The sequence below is a fragment of the Nocardia pseudovaccinii genome, from assembly GCF_050942345.1.
GTDB lineage: Bacteria > Actinomycetota > Actinomycetes > Mycobacteriales > Mycobacteriaceae > Nocardia > Nocardia pseudovaccinii.
Genome location: NZ_CP192074.1, coordinates 4,189,900 through 4,214,398 on the forward strand (window position 1 = coordinate 4,189,900; position 24,499 = coordinate 4,214,398).

Here is a 24,499-nt window from a genome sequence, read left to right on the forward strand (position 1 = left end):
TGCCCAGCCGGGGTTGGAACCGACTGGGCAGGGCGATGGCCGCACAGGATCGATGTGCGAGTTGGCGTTACTTCGTCGGCGACGGCGCCGGCTGATTGATCGTCGTGAAGTACTGGACAGCCGCCATGATCGCGACCGGAGCGGTGACGAGAAGCTGGCCCGCCAACGACCCCAGCGCACCGAGGGCGACGATTCCTCCAATACATCCGATGGCGGCTGCCGGAATGAAGGCTCCGAACAAGCCGACAATCGCCGCGGAAGCGACGGTCGCCCCGGCGATCCCGCCCAGCACGCAACCGACTGCCGCGCCGCCGATGCCGCCGACGGTGGTGCCGATCGTCGCGCCCATGAGGATCGTGGAGGACAGTCGCGCTCAAGCGGCCTGTTCCCGGTCGTACTGGGTCTTCCAGGGAGCCTGGTCTTCGTAGGGCAGGGCCACCGGCTTGTACACAGCGTGCTCGAGGTCGAACTGCGGCGTCAAAGTAGCGGTGCGGTCGCGGATTTCGGCGGCGATCGGGAAGACGTAGTCATCCACCCGGAAGGAAAATTCCGAACCGGCCAGCACTGCACCGCCGGGCGCCTTGATCTTCAGCAACCCCTCTTCGACGGTAATCGAGCCGGCAGCGAGATCGATCACCGACGATCGCTCTCCGGCCGATACCTTGTAGCCCACCGCCCCGGCATCGGCCGGTGCCGCCGATGCCGTTCCGGCCGTGACGCCGAGCGCCGAGACGAGCAGCGTCGCTGCTGCAATCGTTTTCCTCATCTGTTTCCTTCTTCTTTGAGCCTCGAACCTCACGTTCGAGAGACTGCGAATACGCACGGGTGCGATCCGATTCGGTCCCGTCGGCGAAACCGTCTGCGGCTGCTCCCGCTCATCGCGCTCTACTCCATTCGCATCAAATGGAGTCGAGGAACTTCACAAGTGCCTCGTTGACCGCGTCGGGTCGCTCCTGCTGAATCCAATGACCGGCGCCGTCAACCACAATGTGTTCGCGCTGATCCGCGAGGACCGCTGCCAAGTTGTCGGCCGGCATGAACGAGCGAACCGCATCGTTGGAACCGGTCAGGAAAAGCGACGGCTGGGTGATGACGTGGCCGTCGAGCGGAGCCGTGAGCTCCCAATTCCGGTCGATGTTCCGGTAGTAGTTCAGCCCTCCGCTGAAGCCCGTCTGCTCGAAAGCGTCGACGAACACCTGTAGTTCGTCCTCCGATAACCACGGGGGACGCGGCGGTTCTCCGCTCGGACGCCGTGCCAGAGCCTGCGGCGAGGGAGTTTCGTTGTTGAGCAGAGTCCATCGAACGTCTTGTGCCAGTGCGGCATCGGCGACTCCCGGCTGCTGAAACCAGGACATGTAGAACGAATCTCCCAGCCGAGAACGGAGAATCCCCAGTGGTGGTACCGGCGCGCGCGGTGCCGGCGGAACGCTCAGTCCAGCCACCGCACGCACACGGTCGGGATACACAAGGGCCAGTTGCCAGACCACCGCGGCACCCCAGTCGTGTCCGATGAACACCGCATCATCCGCTCCGACGGCGTTCAACAGTCCCACCAGGTCGGCGCAGATCGTCAGCACGTCGTAGTCCTCGATCGCGGACGGCCGCGAGCTGCCGCCGTAACCGCGCATGTCCGGGGCGATTACGCGATATCCAGCGTCGGCAAGCGCGAAAACCTGATGGCGCCACGAGAATCCGAGTTCGGGAAACCCGTGGCACAGGACTACCAGCGGCCCCGCCCCGTGCTCGACGACCCGTAGTTCGATCCCGTTGGTCGCGACCCGATGCGATTCGAGTGTTTCCCACGCTGCCAGATCGACCTTCATCTGCCTCTCCTCCGGCTGAGCCTCGGCGCTTCGGCCACCGTGCGCTTGTGTGCCGGGCAACCAGCTCTGCCGGGAAACCCAGATCGGCTTGCACAACTGCCTTCGTCAGCGGCCGGCCAGCTCGCGCAGACGGGTCCGAGACCGATTTGCGTGGACCTTTCGACCGGCGAATTGAAACTGAACTCAACCTCGAGTTGTGACCTACGTCAAGTCTTGAATCTGAGATCAACTTCATCTACCGTCCTGCCGTGCCGGATGCTCGGCGAGCCGCCGACCACTCCCAATGATGAATATGAATTCGGAATCGAGTTGCGAACAGGCGGGTAGAGGCATGTATTCCGACCTGTCCGCCAGCAGGGCCGCGTCCCGGCAATGTGCCATGTGTCACAGTCCGAATCGGCTGTGACGTATTGACCATCATCTTTTCGTCCAGCAGGGTGCAGAGAGGTTAACAAGCGCTCAGTAACTTGCGTGAAAGGTTCACAGTTATGCCCGAAGCCGTCATCGTCTCTGTCGCCCGGTCACCGATCGGTCGCGCTGGCAAGGGGGCGTTGCGAGACCTCCGACCCGACGACTTGGCGGCGCAGATCGTGCAGGCCGCGCTGGCGAAGGTGCCGGCCCTCGGTCCGAACGACATTCACGATCTGATGCTCGGTTGTGGCCAGCCCGCCGGTGAGTCGGGCTTCAATCTCGGGCGAGTGGTTGCGATTCTGGCGGGCCTGGATCGGGTGCCTGGCACCACGGTCAACCGCTACTGCTCGTCGAGTTTGCAGACAACCCGGATGGCGCTGCATGCGATCCGTGCCGGAGAGGGCGATGTCTTCATCTCCGCCGGTGTGGAGACCGTGAGCCGCTACGTCAAGGGCAATGCCGACGGCCTGCCCGACACCGAGAACCCGCTGTTCGCCGACGCGGTGGGCCGGACCGCGAAATTCGCTGCGGGAGGGGAGATCTGGACCGATCCGCGCACGGAGGGTCTGCTGCCCGACGTCTATATCGCGATGGGGCAGACCGCCGAGAACGTGGCGCAGCTGTGCGGTGTGACCCGTGCCGAACAGGACGCCTTCGGTGTGCGCAGCCAGAACCTCGCCGAGGCCGCCCTCGCCAACGGGTTCTGGGAGCGTGACATCACTGCGATCACGTTGCCCGACGGCAGCGTTGTCTCGAAGGACGATGGCCCGCGGCTCGGAGTCACCCTGGAGAACGTCGCCGAACTGAAGCCGGTATTCCGGCCCGACGGGACGGTGACGGCCGCCAACTGCTGCCCACTCAACGACGGTGCGGCCGCGGTCGTGATCATGTCCGACACCAAGGCCGCCGAGTTGGGTCTGACGCCGCTGGCTCGGATCATTGCGACCGGAGTCAGCGCGCTGTCTCCCGAAATCATGGGCCTGGGGCCGGTGGAGGCGTCCAAGCAGGCGTTGGCTCGTGCCGGGATGACCATCGGCGATGTCGACCTGGTCGAAATCAACGAAGCCTTCGCCGCCCAGGTCATTCCCTCGGCGCGGGAGTTGGGTGTCGAATTCGACAAGCTCAACGTCAACGGCGGCTCGATCGCGGTCGGTCACCCATTCGGCATGACCGGCGCCCGCATCACCAGCACGCTCATCAACTCCCTGCAGTTCCACGACAAGCAGATCGGTTTGGAAACCATGTGCGTCGGTGGCGGTCAGGGCATGGCAATGGTGCTCGAGCGCCTGTCGTAACCGAACACCTTCTTGAAAAGGACCTATTTTGAACAGATTCGAAGGCAAGACAGCGATAGTCACCGGTGCCAGTCGCGGCATCGGGCTCGGCATCGCGCAGCGCTTGGTCGACGAGGGGGCGAGGGTCGTGATCACCGCCCGCAAACAGGACGCCCTCGACGAAGCGGTGAACGTACTGGGCGGCCCCGACCGGGCGCTGGCCGTCGCGGGTCGCGCCGATGACGTCGACCACCAGTCCGAGACCGTCGAGCGGGCGATCGAGACGTTCGGTAGCGCCGATCTCCTCGTCAACAACACCGGCATCAATCCGGCTTTCGGGCCGATGGTCGATCTGTCGTTGGAGGTGGCCCGCAAGATCGTCGAGGTCAACTGTCTGGCCTCGCTGTCGTGGGTTCAGCAAACGTATCGGGCCTGGATGAAGGACTACGGTGGCGCGATCGTGAACGTGTCGTCGGTCGCCGGTCTCAAGCCCGCACCGGGCATCGGCTTCTACGGTTCCAGCAAGGCGATGCTCACGCACATCACCCAGGAACTCGCGGTCGAGCTGGGCCCGAACCTGCGGGTCAACGCCGTCGCCCCGGCGGTGGTGAAGACGAAGTTCGCCACCGCTCTCTACGAGGGCAGGGAGGACGAGGTCGCCGCTGCCTACCCGCTGAAGCGGCTCGGCGTGCCCGAGGACATTGCCAGTGTGGTGGCGTTCCTGCTCTCCGATGATGCGAGCTGGCTGACGGGGCAGTTGCTGGTCGTGGACGGTGGCGTCACTTTGACAGGTGGGGTCTGACATGGCACGGATGAAGGCATGGCGAGTCCACGAGCTGGGCGGGCCGGGCGCGGTGCTCCGGCTCGAGGACGTGGACCGTCCTGAGCCCGGTCCGAGACAGGTTGTCGCGCGGGTCGCCGGTGCCGCGGCGAACTTTCCCGATGTACTGATGTGCCGGGGCCGCAATCAGATCCGGCCGCCGTTGCCGTTCACGCCTGGCGTCGAGTTGTGTGGCGAAGTGGTGGCGGTCGGTACCGACGTGGCCGGGATTGCCGCCGGAACCCGGGTGATCGGGGTCGTCGGCGGTGCCGAAAAGGCCTTCTACGCCGCGGATTCGGGTGCCGGCGGTGAGTCGGGTGGCCGTGGAGCTCGAAGGCTCGGACAAGCCCGCGTGTGTGGCCGAGACGGTCGCGGTGCTGGTGCCGTGATGGCCGATCAGGAGGATGACAGATGACCGACGCGGTTCGTGATGATCTGCGCCGCGGGGTGGAAGCCGTACTCGCGGAGCACGATCCGGCCACCACCGATGCCGTGACCTGTCACCGAGCCAGGTTCGACGCTGGTCTGGCCTGGGTTCACTTTCCGATCGGGCTCGGTGGCCGGGCCGTCGACCGGGAACTGCAACCGTTCGTCGACGCCCTGTTCGAGCAGGCCGGATCTCCGGACAACAATGCGGCGATCAACGGAATCGGCCTGGGTATGGCCGCGCCGACGATCCTCGCCCACGGCACCCCGGAACAACGGCAGCGCTTCCTGCGTCCACTGTGGAGCGGGGAGGAGATCTGGTGCCAGCTGTTCAGCGAACCGGGCGCCGGCTCGGACTTGGCCGCGATCGCCACTCGAGCAGTGCGCGACGGCGATGACTGGGTCGTCAACGGACAGAAGGTGTGGACCTCGGTCGCGCACAAGGCGCAGCTGGCAATCCTGGTGGCGCGCACCGATCCCAGTCGGCCCAAGCATGCGGGGCTGACCTACTTCATCTGCGATATGACCGCCCCCGGAGTCGAGGTCCGGCCGCTGCGGCAGATCACCGGCGAAGCGGAATTCAACGAAGTCTTCCTCACCGACGTGCGGATCCCAGATGCGCACCGCCTGGGCAAGGAAGGGGAAGGCTGGCGAGTCGCCACCACCACTCTGAACAACGAGCGCGTCTCGATCGGGGGGCGCGCGCTACCTCGCGAGAGCGGAGTACTCGGTGTCGCCGCCGACCTCTGGCGAGAATTCCCGGAAAAGCGCACCCCCGAACTGCACCACCGGTTGTTGCGATTGTGGGTGGATGCCGAGGTCTCCCGGCTGGCGGCAACGCGGCTGCGTCAGCAGGTGGCCGATGGCCAGCCCGGGCCCGAAACATCCGCCGTCAAGCTGTCGTTCGCCCGCGTCAACCAGCAGGTTGCCGGATTGGAGGTCGAATTGCGCGGTGAGGACGGCCTGCGATACGACGATTGGACAATGGTGCGCCCGGACCGGGTCGATTTCGCCGGTCGGGGAGCCGGCTACCGCTTCCTGCGGGCCAAGGGCAATTCGATCGAGGGCGGAACCTCGGAAATCCTGCGCAACATCATCGCCGAACGGGTCCTCGGCCTGCCCGCTGAACCCCGCGCGGACAAGGACATCGCCTGGAAGGACCTGAGCCGATGAGCGACATCCTGCTGCTGGACACCGATGTCGAGACCTCCTTGCGGAGCGCGGTGCGTGACCTGCTCACCACCCGATGTGATCCGTCCGCGGTGGTGCGTGCCTACGAAGGCGATCGGACACTGACCCGGATGCTGTGGAAATCGATCGCCGACGAACTCGGGCTCGCTGGTCTGCTCATCCCCGAGGACCGCGGTGGGGCCGGCGGCACGGCCCGTGACGCCGCTGTCGTACTCGAGGAGTTCGGGCGGTTCGTCGCACCGGTACCGTTTCTGACCAGCAGCGTGATCGCCGCGACCGTCCTGCTCGCGGGCAACTCCGCGCTGGTCGGTCAACTCGGCGACGGTGAATGCAGCGCAGCGCTGCTGACGCCGTTCTCCACCGCGTCGGTGGCGCAGGTCCCGACCCTGACGGCTGATGCGCAGGGCCGGGTATCCGGTCGCGTCACCAGCGTCGCCGGTGCGCTCGACGCCGATGTACTGCTGGCCGCCGTCCAGACGGTGAACGGTACGGAGGTGCACGCGTTGGCGGCCGCCGCTGCGGCGATCGAGCCGGTGGTCTCCCTGGACATGACCCGTCCGGTGGCCGACGTCATCGTCGACTCCGTGCCCGGCCGGGTCGTCGTTGCCGCCGAATCCGGTTGGGCGGCACTGCAATCCGGCTTGACGATCGGCGCCGCACTCCTGGCGTCCGAGCAAGCGGGGGTCGCGGCCTGGTGCCTCGAGACAACCGTCGAGTATCTGAAGCTGCGACGCCAGTTCGGCCGGGTAGTCGGCGGATTCCAAGCGCTGAAGCATCGCCTCGCCGATCTCTACGTCGAGGTCGAGTCGGCCTCGGCCGCCGCGCGGTATGCGGCGGGAACATTCGCGGCGGGCGACCCCGACAGCGTGATCGCCACCGCCGTCGCCGCGTCCTATTGCAGCGATATCGCGGTGCGGGCCGCCGAAGAGGCCATCCAACTCCACGGCGGGATCGGCATGACCTGGGAGCACCCGGCGCACCTGTACCTCAAGCGTGCCAAGGCCGACCAGATCGGGCTGGGAAGTCCCGGCCACCATCGTGGGCTGCTGGCGGACCTCGTCGGTCTGCCAGTGGAAAAGGCTGAATCTGCCCAGTAACCGAGAACGACCGAATGCAGAGGAGTAACCAGTGGCCGATCCGTATGTGGTGGTAGCGACCATGATTGCAAAGCCGGGGCAGGAGGAACTCGTCGAGAAGACCCTTACAGCCGCGGCCGCGGCAGTGCACGCCGAACCGGGCTGCCTTCTGTATGCGTTGCACCGGAAGACGGGGACAACGGGCCATTTCGTCATGATCGAGAAATGGGCGTCGAAAGAGGCCCTGCATACGCACGGTCGAAGCGCCGCACTGCGCCACATCGGGGAGGCGCTGGGCAACGCACTGACCGGCCCGGCCGACATCCTGGTCTTCGACCCGCTTCCGGCCGGCGACCGGGAAATCGGCGCTGTCTGACCCTGTCTGTTCGGCGAACAAGAGGAGATTACCGTGACAACAACCCAGCAGGTGCGGCTCGCGAAACGGCCGTCGGGGCTGCCCGACGCGGGCACATGGAAGCTGACGACCGAGGAGATGCCCACGCTCTCCCCAGGACAGATCCTGGTCAAGGTGGATTTCATCTCCCTCGACCCGGCGATGCGCGGCTGGCTGAACGACGTGCGATCGTATGTGCCGCCGGTCGGAGTCGGGGAGGTCATGCGGTCGCTGGATATCGCGACCGTTGTCGAGTCGACGCATCCGGACTTCGCCGTCGGCGACACCGTCAGCGGCATTTTCGGCGTGACCGAATACGCGATCCATAACGGCCGGGGAGTGCAGAAAGTCGATTTGAGCACGGCGGGCGGACCGACCTGGTTGGGCACGCTCGGAATGCCAGGGATGACAGCTTATTTCGGTTTGCTCGAGGTCGGTGCGCTGCGGGCCGGAGAAACGGTGGTGGTTTCCGCGGCCGCGGGTGCCGTCGGCAGCATCGCCGGTCAGATCGCAAAGATCAAGGGCGCGAACGTGATCGGGATCGCGGGCGGCGCCGAGAAATGCCGGATGCTGACCGACGAACTCGGCTTCGACGCGGCTATCGACTATCGGCAGGAGAACGTCCTGCAGCGGCTGCGGGAGGTCGCTCCAGACGGAATCGACGTCTATTTCGACAATGTCGGCGGTGACATCCTCGATGCCGCGCTTGCCAATCTCCGGCGCGGTGCCCGCGTCGTCATCTGTGGTGCGATCTCGGCATACAACGCGGAGAAGCTACCGCCCGGACCCTCGCGGTATATGTCGCTGCTGGTTTCCCGGGCGTCCATGACGGGCTTCGTCGTTTTCGACTATGCGGATCGTTACGGTGAGGCGGTCGCCGAGATCTCCGGTTGGCTGGTCGAGGGCAGGATCAAGAGCAGGGAGCATGTCGTGGACGGCGGTGTCGCCGATTTCGGTGAAACCTTGAACATGCTGTTCACCGGTGCCAACACCGGCAAACTCGTCCTCGCTGTCTAGAGCCATACTGTCCAGGTGACCGATACAGAGGACCTCTCGCGCGCGGACCAGACCCGAGCGCGGCTGCTCGACGCGGCGGTGGTCGCCTTCGCTGAACGCGGCTTCCACGGCTCGACGACCCGCGACATCACATCGATCGCCGGGGTGAGTACGGGGGCAATCTACGTGTACCACCGCTCCAAGGAAGAGTTGCTCTACCAGATCTCGCACACCGGTCACCTGGACACCCTGGAACGCATCCGCGCTGCCATCGCTTCGGCACAAGACCCCGCCGACCAACTGATCGCGTCGATGCGGGAATTCACGATCCATCACGCACGCGCCCACACCGTGGCCCGGATCATCAACTATGAGCTCGCCGCTCTGAGCCCAGAACATCAACAGGAGATCAAGGAAATCCGGCGCGCGATCGAAGGGGAGGTCCGGAGCTTGATCGAGCGAGGTGTGGCCGCTGGGGTGTTCGAGAATTCGAATACTCACATGGCCTCGACCGCCCTGCTTTCGCTGGGGATAGATATCGCGCGCTGGTATCACGAGGGTGGTGCCTGGTCACCGGAGGACATCGGGGACTATTACGCGGAACTTGCGCTACGGATCGTCGGCGGTCGGAGGTCGAGTCCGCCCGGGCCCTCTCGATCGTGAATATGCAGAGCGACGCCGCAGAACGGACCACGCATCACCCTGCGGACCGGATGTTCATCTGCTCGGCCGCCGTCCCACCAGGGCCGGGAGCGCACGGGATGAGCGGATCCAACGCAGCGGCGGTGGCCATGCGAAAGTTCGCCGCTCCCACCGAGACACATGCTGCCTTCGGACCCGCACCTCGATGTGCTGCCGACCACGTGGGCCAGCAGTCGAAGCCAGCCGCCGAGCGCTGATCAGGCAGGGATCGGCCATGGATTTGATCCGCACCACGCACCCAGGCTGAACGGACCTTTCGCGATACGCGGCGTGAACGTGCGGTTCAGGTCGCATCGAGAAGTGGCTTGCCGCCAATGGATTCTCCTCAGTGATGACGAGTATCACCTCGGTCGTGTGTTGTTCGCCGAGTTCGGACATACCGCCCACTGAGCACCGCGGTATGTGGCGGTGTCCGCAGGGCTGTACCGAGGGCTCGGCGCCGTCACTTCGACGCGGTGGCCAGTCGGAGCACGCCCGAACGAAGGTCTTCGCGGCGTGCGCCGGTGCTGAGTTCCGCCAGCGCGGTCTCGGCGATCGCGGCCACCAGCAACGCGGCGATCGGCTCCGGGTCGGACCAGCCGATAGCAGCCAAATCCGCGGTGATCGTCTCGGCGGCCTGCCGATTGCGGATGGCCACCTCGTCACCGAGTCCCACCTCGGTGCGCGCCTGCACCAACAGTGCCTTGGTAGCCGGTTCGGCCAGGCAGCCGTCGAGGTATGTGTCGACCGCGACCGCCAGTCGCTGCTGCCCCGGCACGGTGTCGGCGACTGCCCCCGTGACAGACTCGGCGAGGTTGTCGTGAAAGCTGCGGTGTAGCGCGATGATGTAGTCGCTGCGGCTGCGCCAATGCTGGTAGAAGCTGCCTTTGGCCATATTGGCTTGCGCGGCGATGGCGTTGACCGATAGGCGGCTCAGGTCCTCGGCGGCCAGCAGCGACTGTCCGGCCTTTAAGAGTGCACGTCGGCCGGGCTCGGCGGATCTCATGACGCCATTCCAGCATGTCGGTGGAGGAACGGGGTTATCGCCTCGAGGAACAGTTCTGGTTGTTCGCAGAATGGTTCGTGCCGGGTGGGCAGGACCGCCACATCAGCGTGCGGCAGTATCCGGGTGATCCCGCGGCGGTTGAGTAGCCATGGGTTGATCGGGTCGTACTTGCCCCACACCACCAGCGCGGGTACGCCCGCAAGCAGTGGTGCCTGGGCTCGCAGATCCAGGTTCGGGTCGGCGAAGCTGCGCCACACCGAGCGATAGACGTCCAACCGGGTCCGGTCCGCAGCGATCCGCCGAGCCCGGTCGTAAACGGCCCGCACCCCGCCGCGACGCAGTGGGCCGAGATAGGCACGCGCGGACGGGCCGACCACCGCCCGCGCGACCCGTCGGTTACCCATAATGCGAGAGACTGCGCGGGTCATCGCCGTGGCAGGCGTGAAACCTGCCGACTGAACGAGCACCAGACCAGTCATCTCGTCTGGTCGGCGTTGGGCCAGCCGGATGGCAGCGTAACCACCGACGCTGCTACCGATAACCGTAGCGTTGCGAAAACCATTGGTGGACAGTGCATCCCAGACTATCTCTGCAACGTCGGCCAGTCCGTCGGCGGTCACCGACTGTGGGTCGCTTACGGTGGAGCGGCCGTAGCCCGGCCAGTCCACCGCCGCGATGGCATACGTCTCGGCGAGTTCGGATGTGATGGGATCGAAGTCTCGATGATCCCCCGGATTAGCATGCAGCAAGAGTAAATTCGGCGCCGTCGCCGGGTCCGGTCCGGTGATGTGCACACATACCTCGCCGAGCGGCGTGGACACAGCGTGAATCATAATTTCTCCCAAGGTCATTCGGCGTGCGGGGCGGCAATGGTGTTCATATGTGCGGCCCGGGCTCGCGTTCCCAGTGCCACCCGCCGTGTGTGCCGGTTGCGGGAAAGTCGTAGTGCGCGGGGATACGGAGCCGACCCGGCCCGGCTTGGAACATGTCCGTACTGCCAGGAAAACGCCTGGTAGTGCGTAAGTTTCTCGATGAACGTCGCCGCTGCAGATGGAACAGCCACACCGTCAGGCTAGCTATGACCGACCGGTCGGTCAAGCTGTTTGCAACCGGTTGGTCCTTTGCTGGCCGAAGAGCGCCGAGCCGTCTCAGCGCAGTAGCAAATGCTCGTAGCCAGACCCGTGACGATTCATCAGCCACTGTTCGAATGTAAGGTGAGGAAGTCGCATCAATGCCGGTACCGAGTATGAACGGTGCCGACTGGCCAAGGGACCAGGCATTGCTCCACGAGGAAACCTCGGATCCGGACGAAACGCCAGAACCAGTCGAAATCTGGGAGTGGTACGCGGTATCCACAGGAGATCAAGATGCGTTGCTGGACGCCTTCGGTATGGTCGCCGCGAAGCCGGTGACCATGCGCCGCGGGATAGAGGTAATGGACGCGTGGTGGAGTGTCGGGGCCTACGTGACCTACTTCAGCCCCGAACTGGACGACTGGACACTGGTTTTCGGGTATCCCCCTGTACACACATCACCGGAATCGTTACGGGTGTTGCTGTGCGACCTCAGTCGGCGGTTCGGCACCGCATGCTGGTACCGGTTCGACTACGGGTTCCAGGGCTGGGCGTTGTCCGAAAATGGTGATCTGACAAGGCTCTACACACAAGGAGACCACGGTCGCACCGAGATCGGGCCGCCGCATCGAGCCGAAGGCGACAACTGGCCGTTCGCCCCCTCGCCAGAGGAGCTCGAGACCTGGCCGATGTGCGACCCTTGGACAGTCGCCGAACGCACTTCAATGAACCCGAAGACACTCGGCTCGCACACGAGGATGCGAGGGCACGCGGTCATCGCCGTCACCGCAGCAGAGCGCGCAAAAGGCCTACCCGCCGACATGATGCCCGGGTGACCACTTGTTCGGCGAGCTCAGCCGCTGTGTCCGTATCCGGGCGTTTGCGCCAGTTTGCCCTTGGTCTTGATTCGCCGACATGAAGCCAGTCTGTAAACCGCTCCGTGATAGCCATGTCTTCGCTACGATTCTGCTTGCTCCGGTGAATCGGAAGACCATAGGCGGCAGGCGCACCCATGTAGCCGCCGTTCGCTGTATACGGACAGGGCTCTGGCTGGAGATCGAGTCCCTGTCACTGTGCAAACACCATCAGTCTGGCAAGGGAGCCAGTATGAAGCGAACCGATGCAACGTTCCCCGCAGTGGAACTCCTCTCACATATCCACGCCGCGGGCTTCACCTCCGTGGACCATTTCATCGCGACGCTACGCGTTGACCCGCTGGCCGATACAACCCAACTGCCGCCCCTTGCTTCGTCACTACCTTCTCGCCCCGGACGCCACCGCAAGTGAAGCCGCCGCGCCCATTCGGTCTTGTCGGCTGACCATCCCCGCGACAATCAGGTCGGCGAACGCCTCGACTGGAACAGACCCAACCGTCGTTGCCGTGTTTTTCGCCGAGGGTAGAACCAGCCCGGTGGATGCCGGGCTACCCGGCCGGTTCCGGATGGGTTGTCGGTGTGTGGATGATGTCGTAGTAGGCGGTCTTGTCGGCGGGATCGGGGTAGACGCGGTAGGTGAATTCCTGGTCGGTGAGCGTGACGATATCGACGACTCGGCGGAATTGTTCCTGTCCCGCATCGTTTTTCGCGACAATGGTGCGGGTCTCGCCGTCCGGCGAGACCGACCAGTCGCCGTGCATCTTCGGCGAATTGTCGAGGTTGAACATGGTGAAGGTGCCGTTCGACTTGAAATAGGCGAAGCCGACGTAGTTCTTGACGTTGTCATCGGTCAGGTGTACTGATCCGCTCTGGGCGTTCTTGGCGGCGGTCGTTTCCCACGGGGTGGCAGCCAGTACTGCGGACGGCGCTACCGCCGCGGAGGTCGGGGACGAGACGTGAGTGGACATCGCGGTCGAGCTGGAGCTGTTGCTGCTGCCGCAGGCGGCGAGCAGGCTGACCGCGGTGAGAGCCGCGACCGCGTGTACAACTTTCTGCGCGAGCGCTTTCCTTGTCATGAGCACTTCCTGTCAGTCGCGGGATGACGATAGATGCGGGAGTGTGGCGAATTGCGGCTGCCGCTGGATGATGTGCGGTCAGTCAGAATGGCTTGGTGGGCAGGTACTTGCCGTCGAGGGTGATCACTGCGCGTTCGCCACCGTCGGGGTCGGGCACCTTCCGCACGTCGAGCTTGAAGTTGATGGCGCTGATGATGCCGTCGCCGAACTGCTCGTGGACCAGTGCCTTGAGGGTGGTGCCGTAGACCTGCAGCATCTCGTAGAAGCGGTAGATCGTTGGGTCGGTGGGGATCCCGCCGGGGATCGATCCGCGGGTCGGGATGGTCTGTAGTTGGGTTATCGCTTCGTCATCGAGGCCGAGCAGGGTGGCGATGGCGACGGCGGCCCGCTCCGGCAGCGGATGCTGGCCGAGTATCGCGGCGGTGACGAACGCGGTCGAGTATCCGGCGGCGTCGGCGATCTGTTGCCAGGTCAGGTTCTTGGCGATCTTGGCCTGGACGGCGGCTGCGGCGAGCGCTTGCCGGGCCGCGGGGTCGAACTGTGCGTGCACCATGGTGCGTGCCTTCCTTTCGGTGCGCCGCCGTGCTGGGCGGGTGCCCGGCCTCGGGGCTGACGAAATCAGCGTGCACGACCTGGTGATATAGCGTCCAATGCTTGTATTCCATCGCCATCATTGATTTCATCAATGGGCGCGGCGCCGGTGCTCCTTCGCGATATCGTGAACGATCGCCGTGAACGCGCGGGCGGCAGCCGAGTGGTACGCGGTGTTCCGTCGCAACAGCCCGACGGTGCGGGTGGGCATGGGCGGGGTCAGCGGCACCGGATACAGGTCGGAATGCATGCGCGTGATCGCCTCGGGCAGCACGGTGGCGACTGAACCGCGGCGGACGAACTCGAGCAGTGCGCTGATCGAATTGGCTTCTATCGCAATGTGTGGCACGACTTCACACTCGGCGAAGTATCCATCGATGTGCAGCCGCGTCGCGAAGTTGACGTTGAGCAGGCCGAGGGGCTCGCGGGCGAGTTGGCGAGCCGACAGTGGCCCCGTCGCCGCGAGTGGGTGGCGCGGGCCGACCACAAGTACGAGCGTCTCGGTGAACAGGGCGGTGGCGTCGATACCCGTGGCGTGCGCGCCGATGAACCCGACGCCGAGATCGAGCCGGTCTGCGACCAGGTCTGCCTCCAGCAAGTCCTGGGTCGTCTCCTGGACGGTGAGCGTGATACCGGGGTGTGCGGAACGGAACCGGTGCACGAGCGGTCCGATGAGATACGCGGTGAAGGTCGGGGTGATGGCCACCCGTAGTTGCCCGCGAGTCAGGTCCTGCACATCGTGCACCGCGCGTTCAGCGGTGCCGAGATCCCGCAGGGCCAGCCGCGCGTGGTGCGCGTAGGCCTCGCCTACGTCGGTCAGCCGCACCGTGCGGCCGGATCGGTCCAGGAGTAACACGCCCAGCGCATGCTCGAGCTGCTTGATCTGCTGCGACAGCGTCGGCTGTGAGATGTGCAGCGATTCGGCCGCGCGGGTGAAGTTTCCGTGGTCGGCGACCGCGAGCAGGTACCTGATGTGGCGCAGCTCCATCGCCCTACTATAGGCCCGATCAATTGTTGTGATGGAATCTATAACTTGGACACTATTACCGCTTTTCGGCATCATGGATTCGAGCACACAGTCAGTGGAAACCGCCGACGATCTACACCGCGCGCCGCCGACTGCCCCGCGAAATCACCGGAATCGAGGGACACGATGACTAGTGCCGACTATGACCTTCTGCGGCAAGCGATCTCGCTCGCCGAGGAGGCGGGGCGGCGGGGCAACCGCCCGTTCGGCGCCGTCATCGCGACTGCCGACGGCACGGTGATCGCCGCGGGACGCAATCAGGTTGCCGAGACCGGCATGGTCACCGCTCACGCCGAACTCACCGCCATCATGGGGGCGACCGAGACCGGACCCTCCACCGACCTGGTCGGCGCCACGATCTACGCCAGTGGCGAGCCATGCCCCATGTGCAGCGCGGCGATTGTGTGGACCGGCATCACGCGGGTCGTCTTCGCCGCCGCGGAACCCGATTTCACCGAAATTATCGGCGGACACCCGCGATTCGCCCTCCGGTGCGCCGACGTCATCGGCGCCAGCGACGCGGACGTCACCGTCTCGGGCCCTCACCTCGGCGACGAGGCCCTCGAGCCGTTTCGCCGCCACCGCGGAAACCTATAGCCCGGCTGCACGATTCGCGCGGACGCACCGATCCCGGCCCGACTCGGCGCCGACGGCCAGCGATCGACCGAGCTCGGGCAACTGCTGCAACAACTGCACGACTGGTCTCGCTGCCGACCAGACCGCTCGCGCCAGCCTGGACACTTCGCCGACGCCCCCTTTCACCTCGCAGCGCCTGGGCGAGGACCTGATCCGATTCACCTACCTGCTAGGCCATTTCGACGCACCACCGGCGCTCGACCGGAGTTGAAAATGGCTTGCCCGCCGTCGGGGCCCGGCTCGAGGATATGGCCACCGGCACAAGCAGAAGGACCTCATGGCCATACGACGAGATTTCGAAGGGACTGAGGATCTTCTTCTCCTGCAATCGTCAACCCAACGTCTCTGGTCACCCGAGAGTCGGTTCCACATCGGCGACATCGCCTGGGGCTGGCACTCGATCCCCGATGCGCAGCAAGCATTCCGCGTGTCGCTATGGGAGGAACGCAGCACAGTGTCGGCCTGGGCATGGATCGAGTTGCCCGGCCACCTGGAACTGCTCGTCGACCCGGCCGCGACCGATCTGTTGCCGCACCTGCTGAACTGGTTCGAGACCATGGCACCTGGTCCCACCCTGTCTTGCCTGGTGATGGAGACCGATCGCCACGAACGCGCGGCGTTGACCCGCCACGGCTACACGCTGCAGATGAACGGACCGTTCTTCCGCCGCCACGTCCACGACCTGACGGAGTTGCCAGCACCGCTACTGCCCGGCGGGTTCGCGATCACCGCCATCACCTCCGACGACGCCGAGCGGCGGGCGGCGGTCCACCGCGCCGGTTGGGCTGATTTCGGCTCCCGGATAACCACCGATAACTACCGAAACGTCATGGCCGCCTATCCCTACCGCGAGCGGACAGACCTTGTCGTCGTCGCGCCCGATGGCCGATGGGTGGCCTCAGCGTTGGGCTGGTACGACGAAATCAACCGAGTGGGGCTGGTCGAGCCGGTCTCCTGCACACCCGCCGTCCGCGGCAAGGGCCTGGCCAAGGCCGTCAATATCGCTTTGCTGCACGCATTCCGGTCCCTCGGAGCAACTCACTCGGTGGTCCTGCCCCGCGGCGACCACGTCTACCCGGCACCCGCACGCCTGTACCAGGCCATCGGCTACCAGCCTGGCCCCCGCACACTGCTCTACACCCGGATCCAGTAGTCGAATACACCGGTCCAAAACGCGAACATGCTGGTCAACAAAACAATTCGGCAGCAGAAGGCAAGACAACAGCGGCCAAGGTCTTGGGCATGATCTCGTCGGACCCTGAGGGGTGCGGGTTCGAACTGACCGCCATGGTTCGGCATTCGCAGGCGGCAAAAGTGGCTCTTGCCGGTTCCCCACGGCCCGCAGATGCAGAGGTGTTCCTTGTTCCATCGGCACGGCAACCCGGACAAATCAGCGGGGAGGTATCTGGCCACCAGCGGGGCGCTAAATGGCTGCCTGCGGGGGCATATTCACTGGCCGCCGTCAACCGTGTTCGGAGACGGCGTGAGGTTCTGTCGTGGGTGGGATCGTTTGGTGCTTCGTGGATGCTGGTACTGGTGGCACCTGGATACTGCTAATGAAGTGCGGGACGATCATCACATGACCGATGTTGTTGATGTGCAGGCGGTGCGCAAGGCTCGACGTTCCGAGCTGGGGGCATTCCTGAAGTCACGTCGCGCCAGGATCTCACCGGAGGACGTGGGGCTTCCTCCGGGACCTCGTAGGCGAACGCCAGGTCTACGCCGCGAGGAGGTCGCGCAATTAGCTGGGATAGGCGTGACGTGGTACACGTGCGTTTAGTACCGAAAGGGGTATGTCTTGCCTAGCCTGGGGTTATGCCTCTGAGTCCCAAGGATTTTCCCGGTTTGGCGGCCGTCGTTCAGGCTCGTGTGTCGAAGGCGGGCAAGTACAAGAATGAGCGTTCCCCGAAGGAGCAGATCGCGTGGGCACGGGGTGAGTGCGCCCGATTCGGGTGGGATGTGTGGAGGGTGATTGATGAGGGGGCCGTGGGTGCGACCCGGCATTCGCGGAAGGCGCGTCCCGGGCGTGACGAGTTGCGTCAGGAACTGGAGGTGTTAGCTCGTCGGGTTAAGCGTGGCGACGCGTCTGGGGGTGTTTTGGTTAATTGGTCTTCTTCGCGTGCGAATCGAAAGATCGGGGACATGGCCGAGCTCCGGGAGCTCTGCGCTGAATTCGGCGTGTATTGGTACTACGGTGGCGTGCTCTACGACATGAACGATCCGGATGATCGGAAGCGTGTTGCGCAGGATGCTGTTGAGGACGAACACGCTCCTGAACGTAACCGTATCGATTCGATGCGGGCTCTGGCGCAGAACTTTGCTGAGGGCAGGCCGCATGGGCCCGAAGGCTTTGGTTTACGGATTGTTTATCGGCGGGGCAAGGCAGTCGGGCGTGTCGAGTGTCCAGAGAACGGACCGGTGTTTCGTGAAATGGCAAGACGTGCTTTAGAGCTGGAAAAGACGTATCGCATCGCCCGTTGGCTGAGTCGCGAAGGTGTGCTGATCCCTAGCCATGACAAATCCTTTCCCTGCAATTGGTGCTCGGTCAAAGACGGTCGGCGGGTTGTGCGCAAGGTGGACCGGCGGACGTGTCCGTGTCCGAAGGAATGGCGAACCAGGTGGGACAGCGACATGGTGAAGCGCGTGCTTATGAGTGAAGCTGCGGCAGGGTTGCGTGTGCATGTCGACGAGAATGGAAACCGGTTGACGGTCAAAGCCGCTTGGGACGGCTTGATTTCAGTGGACGAGCATGAACGGCTGAAGCTCATCCTCAACGACCCCCAGCGAGGCTCATTCCGAGGGAGCGCACCCAGGTGGTTGATGTCAGGTATCCCTCGATGCTGGAAGTGCGGCTCCGCTTGCGTGTACCGCCGTTCCTCCGACCGCAAAGGCTATCGGTATTACACATGTAGGTTGAACAGCTGCGTGTCGCGTAAGGCTGACTTAGTTGATGCTTTCGTCGAAGAGTTGGTTCTTCGCCGGCTCGAGGATCCGGGGCTGCTCGGTTCGCTGGCGCGCACAGATGAGGACGCAGTCTCGGCGCTTGCGGAGGCGCGGGAATTGCGGGACGCATACGAGAGGTGGTTGACCGATGCCATCGATGCGGACCTGTCTCCCAAGGAAATTGCGTTGTACAAGGCGAAGAAGCTTCCGTCGATCGAGGCTGCGGAGCGGCGCGCCCAGGCTACGTTGCCGATGCCACACGTTGCCGCGGCGGCAGGGCCAGATGCGCGAGCTAAATGGCACGACCCTGAAGTGACACCGCTGGAGGCGAAGCGTGACATCATCCGCTCACTGGTCAAGGTGACATTGTTGTCCGCAGCTGGAAAGCGCCATGGCTGGGTTGCTGGTGCCGGTGTGGACACAATCAAGGTTGAACGGCTCATCGCATGATCACTTCCGGTCTTGGATCACTGATTGGGTCGGGCCGTTGATACTGGTACTAGCCCGGATATTTCGCGCGGTTGATGTGCTGGCCTGTGCGGTTCGGATTGGTGTTTTGCGGCCGGTTTCGGGCTGCTGGGCGTGGTGGGGTGGCCCGGTCAGCGGGTGGCTGCCGGGTTCCACGGGCCCGGGGATGTGGTCCTTCCCTTGTTGTGGGGCTGATTCGTGCTGGTCAGTCGGGTTGCAGGCGGGCCAGTGCGGTGGTGATCAGCCCGGTATGGGGCCAGTGCCCGGAGAACCGGAGATGGGTGCGGCGGGCGTGTCGGGCCAGCCGGGCTGCGGTCGAGAACAGGCGCAGGCGTAGGCGTTTGGGTTCCCAGCGGCGGGCGGGATGGTCGGTGAAGGCGATCATCTGCATCCAGGCGGTGAGTTCGGTTGCCAGGCAGATAATTTCGCACCAGATTTGGTTTTGGTCGAACCCGTGGAGCGGGAGGTTGGTCAGGCCGGTGTCTTTGGCGTTTCTGATGCGGTCCTCGCAGCGGGCCCGCTGGCGGTGGCGTAGTTCCAGATCCGGGAGCTGGCCTGTGCGGGTGTTGGTGGCGAACGCGGTCAACCGCAGGCCATCACGGTCGGTGAACCGCAGCTGCGCGCCGGGATGCGGTCGTTCCTTGCGCACGATGACCCGCATCCCGGGCGGCCATTCGGTGAGGTCGATCAACCCGGTCAGCTCGGCGACCCATGCTCCGTCGCGGGCTTGCCCGTCGGCGTTGTAGGCGGGTGTCCACGCGTGGTCGGGGATGAGATCGACTGCGGCGGCGGTGGTTTCGGTGAATCCGAACCCGACCGAGTATTGCAGGTGTCGGCGGGTGAGGTAGTCGAGGAATTCGTGGGTGCCGCCACCGGAATCGGTGCGCACCAGCACCTTTCGCCCGACCCGGTAGCCTGGCCGCCACGGCAGCTGAGCGAGCGCGGCGGCCAGGACCTGCTTGTGGTCGGCGGCGGTATTACTTCCGGCGTTACCGGCGCGCAGCATGATGACCAGCGGTTCGCCGGTGCCCTCGGGTCCATGGTCGACCCAGGAACCCAGCGGGTGGTGGCCGAAGGTCTTCTTGAACGTCGGTGCCGCCAGTTCCTTGTCCGAATGCGCGATCGTCAGGGTCGCATCCAAGTCGATGATCAGCGGATGCTCGGCGTCGATGTCGCGATCGGGCGCATGCTCACCGGCGGCCTCCCACGCCACGGACCGGGTTCTGGCCCGTGCCGATCGTATGGCGGACAAGACTTTCCGCGCATCCCTGGCCAGCACCGTCAGCAGCCGTGACACGGTCGGATCCGATGCCACCGACCCGAACACTGCGGGCTCGGCACGCAGCATGGCGATATCGGCCAGGCAGTCCCCGCCGAGCGCGACCGCGACCGCCAGATCCAGCACGATCTTGCCCGGATCATGCGTCGCGGCTGGTTTCCGCCACGGCGCCAACGCATCCGACAACGCCGTGGTCAGCCCCACCTTTTCCGCTGCCCGCAGCAGCAACACCGCCCCCGCCTGCGACACGACACCCGAACCGGACCCATCCGCAGCCAACCGCGGATACGACCAACTACACTTACCCACCTGAATGGTGCTCCTGAAACTGCAACCAATACGACCTTAGACAAGCCGTATTATCGCAGTTCAGAGCACCATTCTTCGTTAACGGCGCACCCCAAAAACCTCACCGCCGTGAAAGCCCCGGGTTAAGGACCAAGCCGACAGCGCTCGCCTCGTTCGCAAGGGCCTCGACGTGCGCTTGAGCCTCATCGTAGCTTGCCGCAGTAATTCGAAAGTCGTCGTTGTAGCGCCACACATTAACCCCACGTCGCTGCAGCTCACGTTCTATGATGCGCGCATAGACCTCCGAGAGTTCATCAGATGAATCGAGCAATTGGGGTAGCCCAAATGGTCGATCCTGCACTTCGGCCAGCAGATCAATAAGAATTCGAGGAATTTCAACCGTGAACGTGCGCAGCTGAAGCTCATCGAGTAATTGGCGATGATCGATATATTCGTAGAACGCCGTTACATCAGACTCGATAACGTACTGAGCAGTCGCGTCGGCGACGCGGAAAATCCGCTTGTCCTTGAATTCCGCGTTGATGGGCGCGGCGATGAACTCCTGATAGGCGGCGGGCGAGCGGTCCGCAAGAGCTCTATTAGCAAGCGCCTGATCACATAACGCCCGGTATGCGATTCGCTCTGGTATGCCCACGACCGGTACAGGGCGCGTCTGCTGATGGGGTTTGCGTGCACGGATAACTACTGACTGCGCGTTAGTAACGCCCGCCTCGAGACGGTGGCGGGCATAGTCCCCGAACTTCGTTGGGAACCTGCCGACCAGCGGGAGCCAGGGTTCAGGTGGGAGCAGATTCCGCCATGTCTTCGCCTCCGCAACAGCTGCACTCTTGAAGTCGAGGGCATTCAACGTCGATGGTTTGAGAGGGTTCATCAGTCCTTACCGAGTCGTTCCTGTTGATCGGCTGGGCACCGCTGGCAGAAGCCAGTATGCCTGTCGTTGCCGTGATGTGGTGCAAGGCAAGGAGATCGGAACCGTCCTGGACTGGTTGGAGACTTTGATGTTCACTCCCGTTTTAGTAAGGGGTGCCGGTCGTCGGGTATCGAGGCTTCGGCCACAATCGACCAATGCTCAAGTGGGTGGGTAAGCGCAACAAGGCAATTGGTCGTCACGCGGGACGGATTCGATTGTTCCCCGCGGTCGGGATCGCGCTCGTCGCCGGACTGGCCGTAGCCTTCGCGGCGTACAGCTTCCTACGGTGGATTACCCCAACTAGTGAGGCGAAGGCGGCGCCGATCGATATCACCCGAGTCGCGTTGACCATCGTCGCCGGGGTTGGTGGTGTTGTCGCGTTGGTGATTGCTTACCGGCGGCAGCGCGATGTCGAACAGAGCCGATTCGTGGAGCGCTTCGGCGCCGCAGCCGCCCAACTCGGCGCGACCGATGTCGCGGTTCGCATCGCCGGGGTGTACGCGATGGCCGGCGTCGCCGACGAATCTGACGGTCTGCGCCGCCAGCAGTGCATCGATGTGCTGTGCGGCTACCTGCGTCTGCCCTACACTCCAGACCTCGGGGGCAATCACCAAACTAAGGACGTCCGCAAATATCCGGCAGCGGAACCATCCGGCCCGGAGACCGAACAGCATTTCGAGTATCGGCAGAACGACCGTGAGGTCCGCAACACCATCGTCCGTGTGATCGCCGACCACCTACGATCGGAAGCCGAGTACCACTGGTCGACAAGCAATTTCGACTTTCGTACAGCCCACCTCGAAGACGTCGACCTCAGCCGCACCGCATTCTGCGGCGCTGCGCGGTTCGAGGGTGTGACGTTCACCGGCGACGCCGCGTTCGGCGGGGCAACATTCAGCGGCGACGCCGCGTTCGGCGGGGCAACATTCAGCGGCGAGGCACAGTTCAGTGCGGCGACATTCGGGGACGACGCCTCGTTCAGCGAGACGAAATTCAGCGGCGAGGCGCAGTTCGACAAGGTCACGTTCAGCGGCGCTGCCAGATTCACAGCGGCGACGTTCACCGGCCTCGCCGCGTTCGGCGGCGCGACATTCAGCGGCACCGCCCACTTCAGCGAGACCGTGTTCAGCGGCACCGCGCGGTTCACCGAGACGGATTTCGGGGACGGTGCCTCGTTCAGCGAGGCGCAGTTCAGCAGCACCGCCTGGTTCAGCGAGGTTAGATTCGGCGGCCCCGCCTTCTTCAGCGGTGCGAAGTTCAGCAGCCTCGTCTCGTTCAACGCTGTAACGTTCAGCGGCGTCGCCCTTTTCGGGCTGACCACATACTGCGGCGACATCTGGTTCGACAAGGCGACATTCAGGCACGCTGCAGGGTTCGACGAAGCCGCGTTCAGCGGCCATGCCCGTTTCGGCAAGGCGACGTTCGCCGATGCCGCTTCTTTTGTGAAGGCGACATTCAACAGCTCCGCCAGATTCGACAAGGTGTCGTTCAGTGGCAGCGCCTGGTTCGGCGAGACGACGTTCAACGGCAGTGCCGAGTTCGACAAAGCCATATTTAGCGGCGGGGCCAGCTTCGACGAGGCGACGTTCAACGGCTTCGCTGGGTTCGACGGTGTGACATTCAACGGCGACGCCGGGTTCGACGGCGTGACATTCAACAACGATGCCGGGTTTGACGAGGCGATATTTAACGGCCTCGCCGCAGGTTTCGGCGAGGTGACGTTCGGCGGGCTCGCCAGGTTTGTCCGGGCGGCGTTCAACGGAATCACCGCTGGATTCAGCAGAGCAACGTTCCTGGGCGACACAAGATTCGACCATGTGATGTTCACTGGCACCGCCGGGTTCTTCGGGGTGACATTCGGCGGCACAGCCGGGTTTGTTGAGGTAACGTTCGGCGGCGCTGCACGGTTCGACAGCGTGAAGTTCAGCGGGCCCGCCATGTTCGACAAGTCGACTTTCAGCGGCCCTGCGGTCGGGTTCAGCGAGGCCGTGTTCAGGAGCGGCGCTGGGTTCAGCAAGGCGGCATTTGCCAGCCAGACCAGCTTCCTGGCTACCGACTTCGGCTCCGAACAGGTCGTCTTCACCGAGCCTCGGCAGTGGGGTCCGCCTTCTCCTGAGTTCGATTGGAGCGAAGGAGGGCAAGGGAAACCCGCGAATGTCGAACCAGCAGATTGGCCGCCTGTTGTGGCGATATCATGATTGCCACCCGCGTGTGTACGTCTGCACGCGGGAGGTGTCACCTATCCCGGATTGTCTGGAAGGCCACCGAGCCGGCGTGACCCGACCCGGATCAACATGAGCACACCAAAGCCTGATTTGTTTTGCCCAACGCGTGCCCAATTCAGTCCGTTGCCAGCAATGCCCACTATCTCCTTGGCCTAAATGTTCGTCCTGCTGGACACTCGACGGATGACCGACGACTCTCTTCCTGACGCTCTTTTCACAACGATCGGGCGCGTCGCTGCAGCAGGCGCGGTATTGGAGGATGTCCTGCGCTATGTCTTGGCTGAACACTCAGGCGGACGGCTCAGCCACGGCTCAGTGGTCTTCGGAGGCCAGACACTGGACTGGCTCGCTTCTAACGCTATCGCTGTGATGACTTCACGTATCGAGAGTCCCGGTTTGGAGTTCGACGGACCCGAAGTCATCCCTCGTGTCGAGCGCCTCCGCGATCTCCTTAAGGCCGTGTCACCCATCAGGAACGACCGCAACACCGTCATTCATGGTGTGTGGAGGTCGGAATGCGAGTACGCGGGCGATGACGATGCGCATAGGTTGTGTAAGCCTCGCTCGTCTGTGAAGAATCGCTCGGACCGCGCTTTCCACGTTACGCGCAGTCGGTACAACAAGTTTTCGGGCAGCGAAGAGTCGTGGACCGTGGCTGAGATCGCAACAGTTGCAACCGCTACGGTAGAGTTGGCGAACCGGATCATGAAGGCACACGAGGCCTACTACATATCCCGACACGGAGCCCCGAATACGTATGCCCGGCGGCCGATCTGAGCCACGCTCGTCCTTTTCGACCATCAGAAATTCCGGGTCCAGCTATGGCCGCTGTTTGGATGACATGCATTGCGGCAGTGAACAACTCAGACAGGCAGATGTCGGCGAAGCGGGCTCATGCGTGCTCGGCCCCCATTTATCACTCCCCCCGGGTCCACTAAACGGATGGCTAACAGCTACGGTCTGCTGGCGGCGAGACAGCGGCTTCGCAG

At 64.0% G+C, this 24,499-nt stretch carries 21 protein-coding genes and 3 pseudogenes; 15 read left to right on the forward strand and 9 right to left on the reverse strand.

Annotation, left to right across the window (positions count from 1 at the left end; translation table 11 throughout):
• Positions 1 to 67: 67 nt before the first annotated feature.
• Both ACQPZ2_RS18910 and ACQPZ2_RS18915 read right to left on the reverse strand, forming a co-directional pair.
• A pseudogene (locus tag ACQPZ2_RS18910) lies at positions 68 to 766 on the reverse strand (hypothetical protein).
• Positions 767 to 899: 133 nt separating this feature from the next.
• Positions 900 to 1,823 carry an alpha/beta fold hydrolase gene (locus ACQPZ2_RS18915; RefSeq protein WP_433526739.1) on the reverse strand — a complete coding sequence of 308 codons (924 nt, stop codon included), beginning with the start codon at positions 1,821 to 1,823 and terminating at the stop codon, positions 900 to 902.
• 488 nt (positions 1,824 to 2,311) lie between these two features.
• Between ACQPZ2_RS18915 and ACQPZ2_RS18920 the strand changes: the two genes are divergently transcribed.
• From ACQPZ2_RS18920 to ACQPZ2_RS18955, 8 genes and pseudogenes are all read left to right on the forward strand, one after another.
• Positions 2,312 to 3,529 carry an acetyl-CoA C-acetyltransferase gene (locus ACQPZ2_RS18920; RefSeq protein WP_433526740.1) on the forward strand — a complete coding sequence of 406 codons (1,218 nt, stop codon included), beginning with the start codon at positions 2,312 to 2,314 and terminating at the stop codon, positions 3,527 to 3,529.
• Positions 3,530 to 3,554: 25 nt separating this feature from the next.
• Positions 3,555 to 4,310: an SDR family oxidoreductase gene (locus tag ACQPZ2_RS18925; protein WP_433527466.1), complete on the forward strand. Its 756-nt coding sequence runs from the start codon at positions 3,555 to 3,557 to the stop codon at positions 4,308 to 4,310.
• Positions 4,311 to 4,320: 10 nt separating this feature from the next.
• A pseudogene (locus ACQPZ2_RS18930) lies at positions 4,321 to 4,587 on the forward strand (alcohol dehydrogenase catalytic domain-containing protein); the annotation flags it as partial.
• Between the two features lie 152 nt (positions 4,588 to 4,739).
• Positions 4,740 to 5,927 (forward strand): acyl-CoA dehydrogenase family protein, encoded by a 1,188-nt coding sequence (locus ACQPZ2_RS18935; protein WP_433526741.1) that lies wholly within the window; start codon positions 4,740 to 4,742, stop codon positions 5,925 to 5,927.
• Positions 5,924 to 7,042 carry an acyl-CoA dehydrogenase family protein gene (locus ACQPZ2_RS18940; RefSeq protein WP_433526742.1) on the forward strand — a complete coding sequence of 373 codons (1,119 nt, stop codon included), beginning with the start codon at positions 5,924 to 5,926 and terminating at the stop codon, positions 7,040 to 7,042. Before ACQPZ2_RS18935 ends, ACQPZ2_RS18940 begins: the two co-directional genes overlap by 4 nt.
• 31 nt (positions 7,043 to 7,073) lie before the next feature.
• On the forward strand, positions 7,074 to 7,397 hold the full coding sequence (locus ACQPZ2_RS18945; protein ID WP_433526743.1) for a putative quinol monooxygenase: 324 nt from the start codon (positions 7,074 to 7,076) through the stop codon (positions 7,395 to 7,397).
• A 33-nt stretch (positions 7,398 to 7,430) separates the two neighbouring features.
• A complete protein-coding gene (locus ACQPZ2_RS18950) occupies positions 7,431 to 8,432 on the forward strand; it encodes an NADP-dependent oxidoreductase (RefSeq protein ID WP_433526744.1) in 1,002 nt (333 codons plus the stop codon).
• Between the two features lie 15 nt (positions 8,433 to 8,447).
• Positions 8,448 to 9,074, forward strand: coding sequence for a TetR/AcrR family transcriptional regulator (locus ACQPZ2_RS18955; RefSeq protein WP_433526745.1), 627 nt, complete (start codon positions 8,448 to 8,450; stop codon positions 9,072 to 9,074).
• Between the two features lie 481 nt (positions 9,075 to 9,555).
• On the opposite strand, the gene ACQPZ2_RS18960 is transcribed toward ACQPZ2_RS18955, so the two are convergent.
• Together ACQPZ2_RS18960 and ACQPZ2_RS18965 are read right to left on the reverse strand one after the other, a co-directional pair.
• On the reverse strand, positions 9,556 to 10,098 hold the full coding sequence (locus tag ACQPZ2_RS18960) for a TetR/AcrR family transcriptional regulator (RefSeq protein WP_433526746.1): 543 nt from the start codon (positions 10,096 to 10,098) through the stop codon (positions 9,556 to 9,558).
• Positions 10,095 to 10,919, reverse strand: coding sequence for an alpha/beta fold hydrolase (locus ACQPZ2_RS18965; protein WP_433526747.1), 825 nt, complete (start codon positions 10,917 to 10,919; stop codon positions 10,095 to 10,097). Before ACQPZ2_RS18965 ends, ACQPZ2_RS18960 begins: the two co-directional genes overlap by 4 nt.
• 410 nt (positions 10,920 to 11,329) lie before the next feature.
• On the opposite strand from ACQPZ2_RS18965, the gene ACQPZ2_RS18970 reads away from it, so the two are divergent.
• Both ACQPZ2_RS18970 and ACQPZ2_RS18975 read left to right on the forward strand, forming a co-directional pair.
• Positions 11,330 to 12,007, forward strand: a complete 678-nt coding sequence (locus tag ACQPZ2_RS18970) for a hypothetical protein (protein ID WP_433526748.1) — start codon at positions 11,330 to 11,332, stop codon at positions 12,005 to 12,007.
• A gap of 271 nt (positions 12,008 to 12,278) precedes the next feature.
• On the forward strand, positions 12,279 to 12,458 hold the full coding sequence (locus ACQPZ2_RS18975; protein ID WP_433526749.1) for a hypothetical protein: 180 nt from the start codon (positions 12,279 to 12,281) through the stop codon (positions 12,456 to 12,458).
• A 136-nt stretch (positions 12,459 to 12,594) separates the two neighbouring features.
• Here ACQPZ2_RS18975 and ACQPZ2_RS18980 read toward each other — a convergent pair whose 3' ends face one another.
• The 3 genes from ACQPZ2_RS18980 to cynR form a co-directional block, all read right to left on the reverse strand.
• On the reverse strand, positions 12,595 to 13,122 hold the full coding sequence (locus tag ACQPZ2_RS18980) for a DUF4822 domain-containing protein (protein WP_433526750.1): 528 nt from the start codon (positions 13,120 to 13,122) through the stop codon (positions 12,595 to 12,597).
• A gap of 82 nt (positions 13,123 to 13,204) precedes the next feature.
• Positions 13,205 to 13,675, reverse strand: coding sequence for a cyanase (cynS, locus tag ACQPZ2_RS18985; RefSeq protein ID WP_433526751.1), 471 nt, complete (start codon positions 13,673 to 13,675; stop codon positions 13,205 to 13,207).
• A gap of 129 nt (positions 13,676 to 13,804) precedes the next feature.
• A complete protein-coding gene (gene cynR, locus ACQPZ2_RS18990; RefSeq protein WP_433526752.1) occupies positions 13,805 to 14,701 on the reverse strand; it encodes a transcriptional regulator CynR in 897 nt (298 codons plus the stop codon).
• A 165-nt stretch (positions 14,702 to 14,866) separates the two neighbouring features.
• Between cynR and ACQPZ2_RS18995 the strand changes: the two genes are divergently transcribed.
• From ACQPZ2_RS18995 to ACQPZ2_RS19010, 4 genes and pseudogenes are all read left to right on the forward strand, one after another.
• Complete coding sequence (locus ACQPZ2_RS18995; protein WP_433526753.1) at positions 14,867 to 15,337, forward strand: nucleoside deaminase; 471 nt, start codon at positions 14,867 to 14,869, stop codon at positions 15,335 to 15,337.
• A 466-nt stretch (positions 15,338 to 15,803) separates the two neighbouring features.
• Positions 15,804 to 16,529 carry a GNAT family N-acetyltransferase gene (locus ACQPZ2_RS19000; RefSeq protein WP_433526754.1) on the forward strand — a complete coding sequence of 242 codons (726 nt, stop codon included), beginning with the start codon at positions 15,804 to 15,806 and terminating at the stop codon, positions 16,527 to 16,529.
• A 426-nt stretch (positions 16,530 to 16,955) separates the two neighbouring features.
• Positions 16,956 to 17,147: pseudogene (locus ACQPZ2_RS19005) on the forward strand (transcriptional regulator); the annotation flags it as partial.
• Between the two features lie 44 nt (positions 17,148 to 17,191).
• Positions 17,192 to 18,769, forward strand: a complete 1,578-nt coding sequence (locus ACQPZ2_RS19010) for a recombinase family protein (RefSeq protein WP_433526755.1) — start codon at positions 17,192 to 17,194, stop codon at positions 18,767 to 18,769.
• Positions 18,770 to 18,992: 223 nt separating this feature from the next.
• Here the strand turns inward: ACQPZ2_RS19010 and ACQPZ2_RS19015 are convergent, their stop codons facing one another.
• Positions 18,993 to 20,375 carry an IS1380 family transposase gene (locus ACQPZ2_RS19015; RefSeq protein ID WP_433526756.1) on the reverse strand — a complete coding sequence of 461 codons (1,383 nt, stop codon included), beginning with the start codon at positions 20,373 to 20,375 and terminating at the stop codon, positions 18,993 to 18,995.
• A gap of 100 nt (positions 20,376 to 20,475) precedes the next feature.
• Entirely contained in the window at positions 20,476 to 21,246 is a 771-nt protein-coding gene (locus ACQPZ2_RS19020) for a reverse transcriptase domain-containing protein (RefSeq protein ID WP_433526757.1), read from the reverse strand.
• A 194-nt stretch (positions 21,247 to 21,440) separates the two neighbouring features.
• On the opposite strand from ACQPZ2_RS19020, the gene ACQPZ2_RS19025 reads away from it, so the two are divergent.
• The gene (locus tag ACQPZ2_RS19025; RefSeq protein WP_433526758.1) at positions 21,441 to 23,483 is read left to right on the forward strand and encodes a pentapeptide repeat-containing protein; all 2,043 of its coding nucleotides are present in this window, start codon (positions 21,441 to 21,443) and stop codon (positions 23,481 to 23,483) included.
• The last annotated feature ends 1,016 nt before the right edge of the window (positions 23,484 to 24,499 follow it).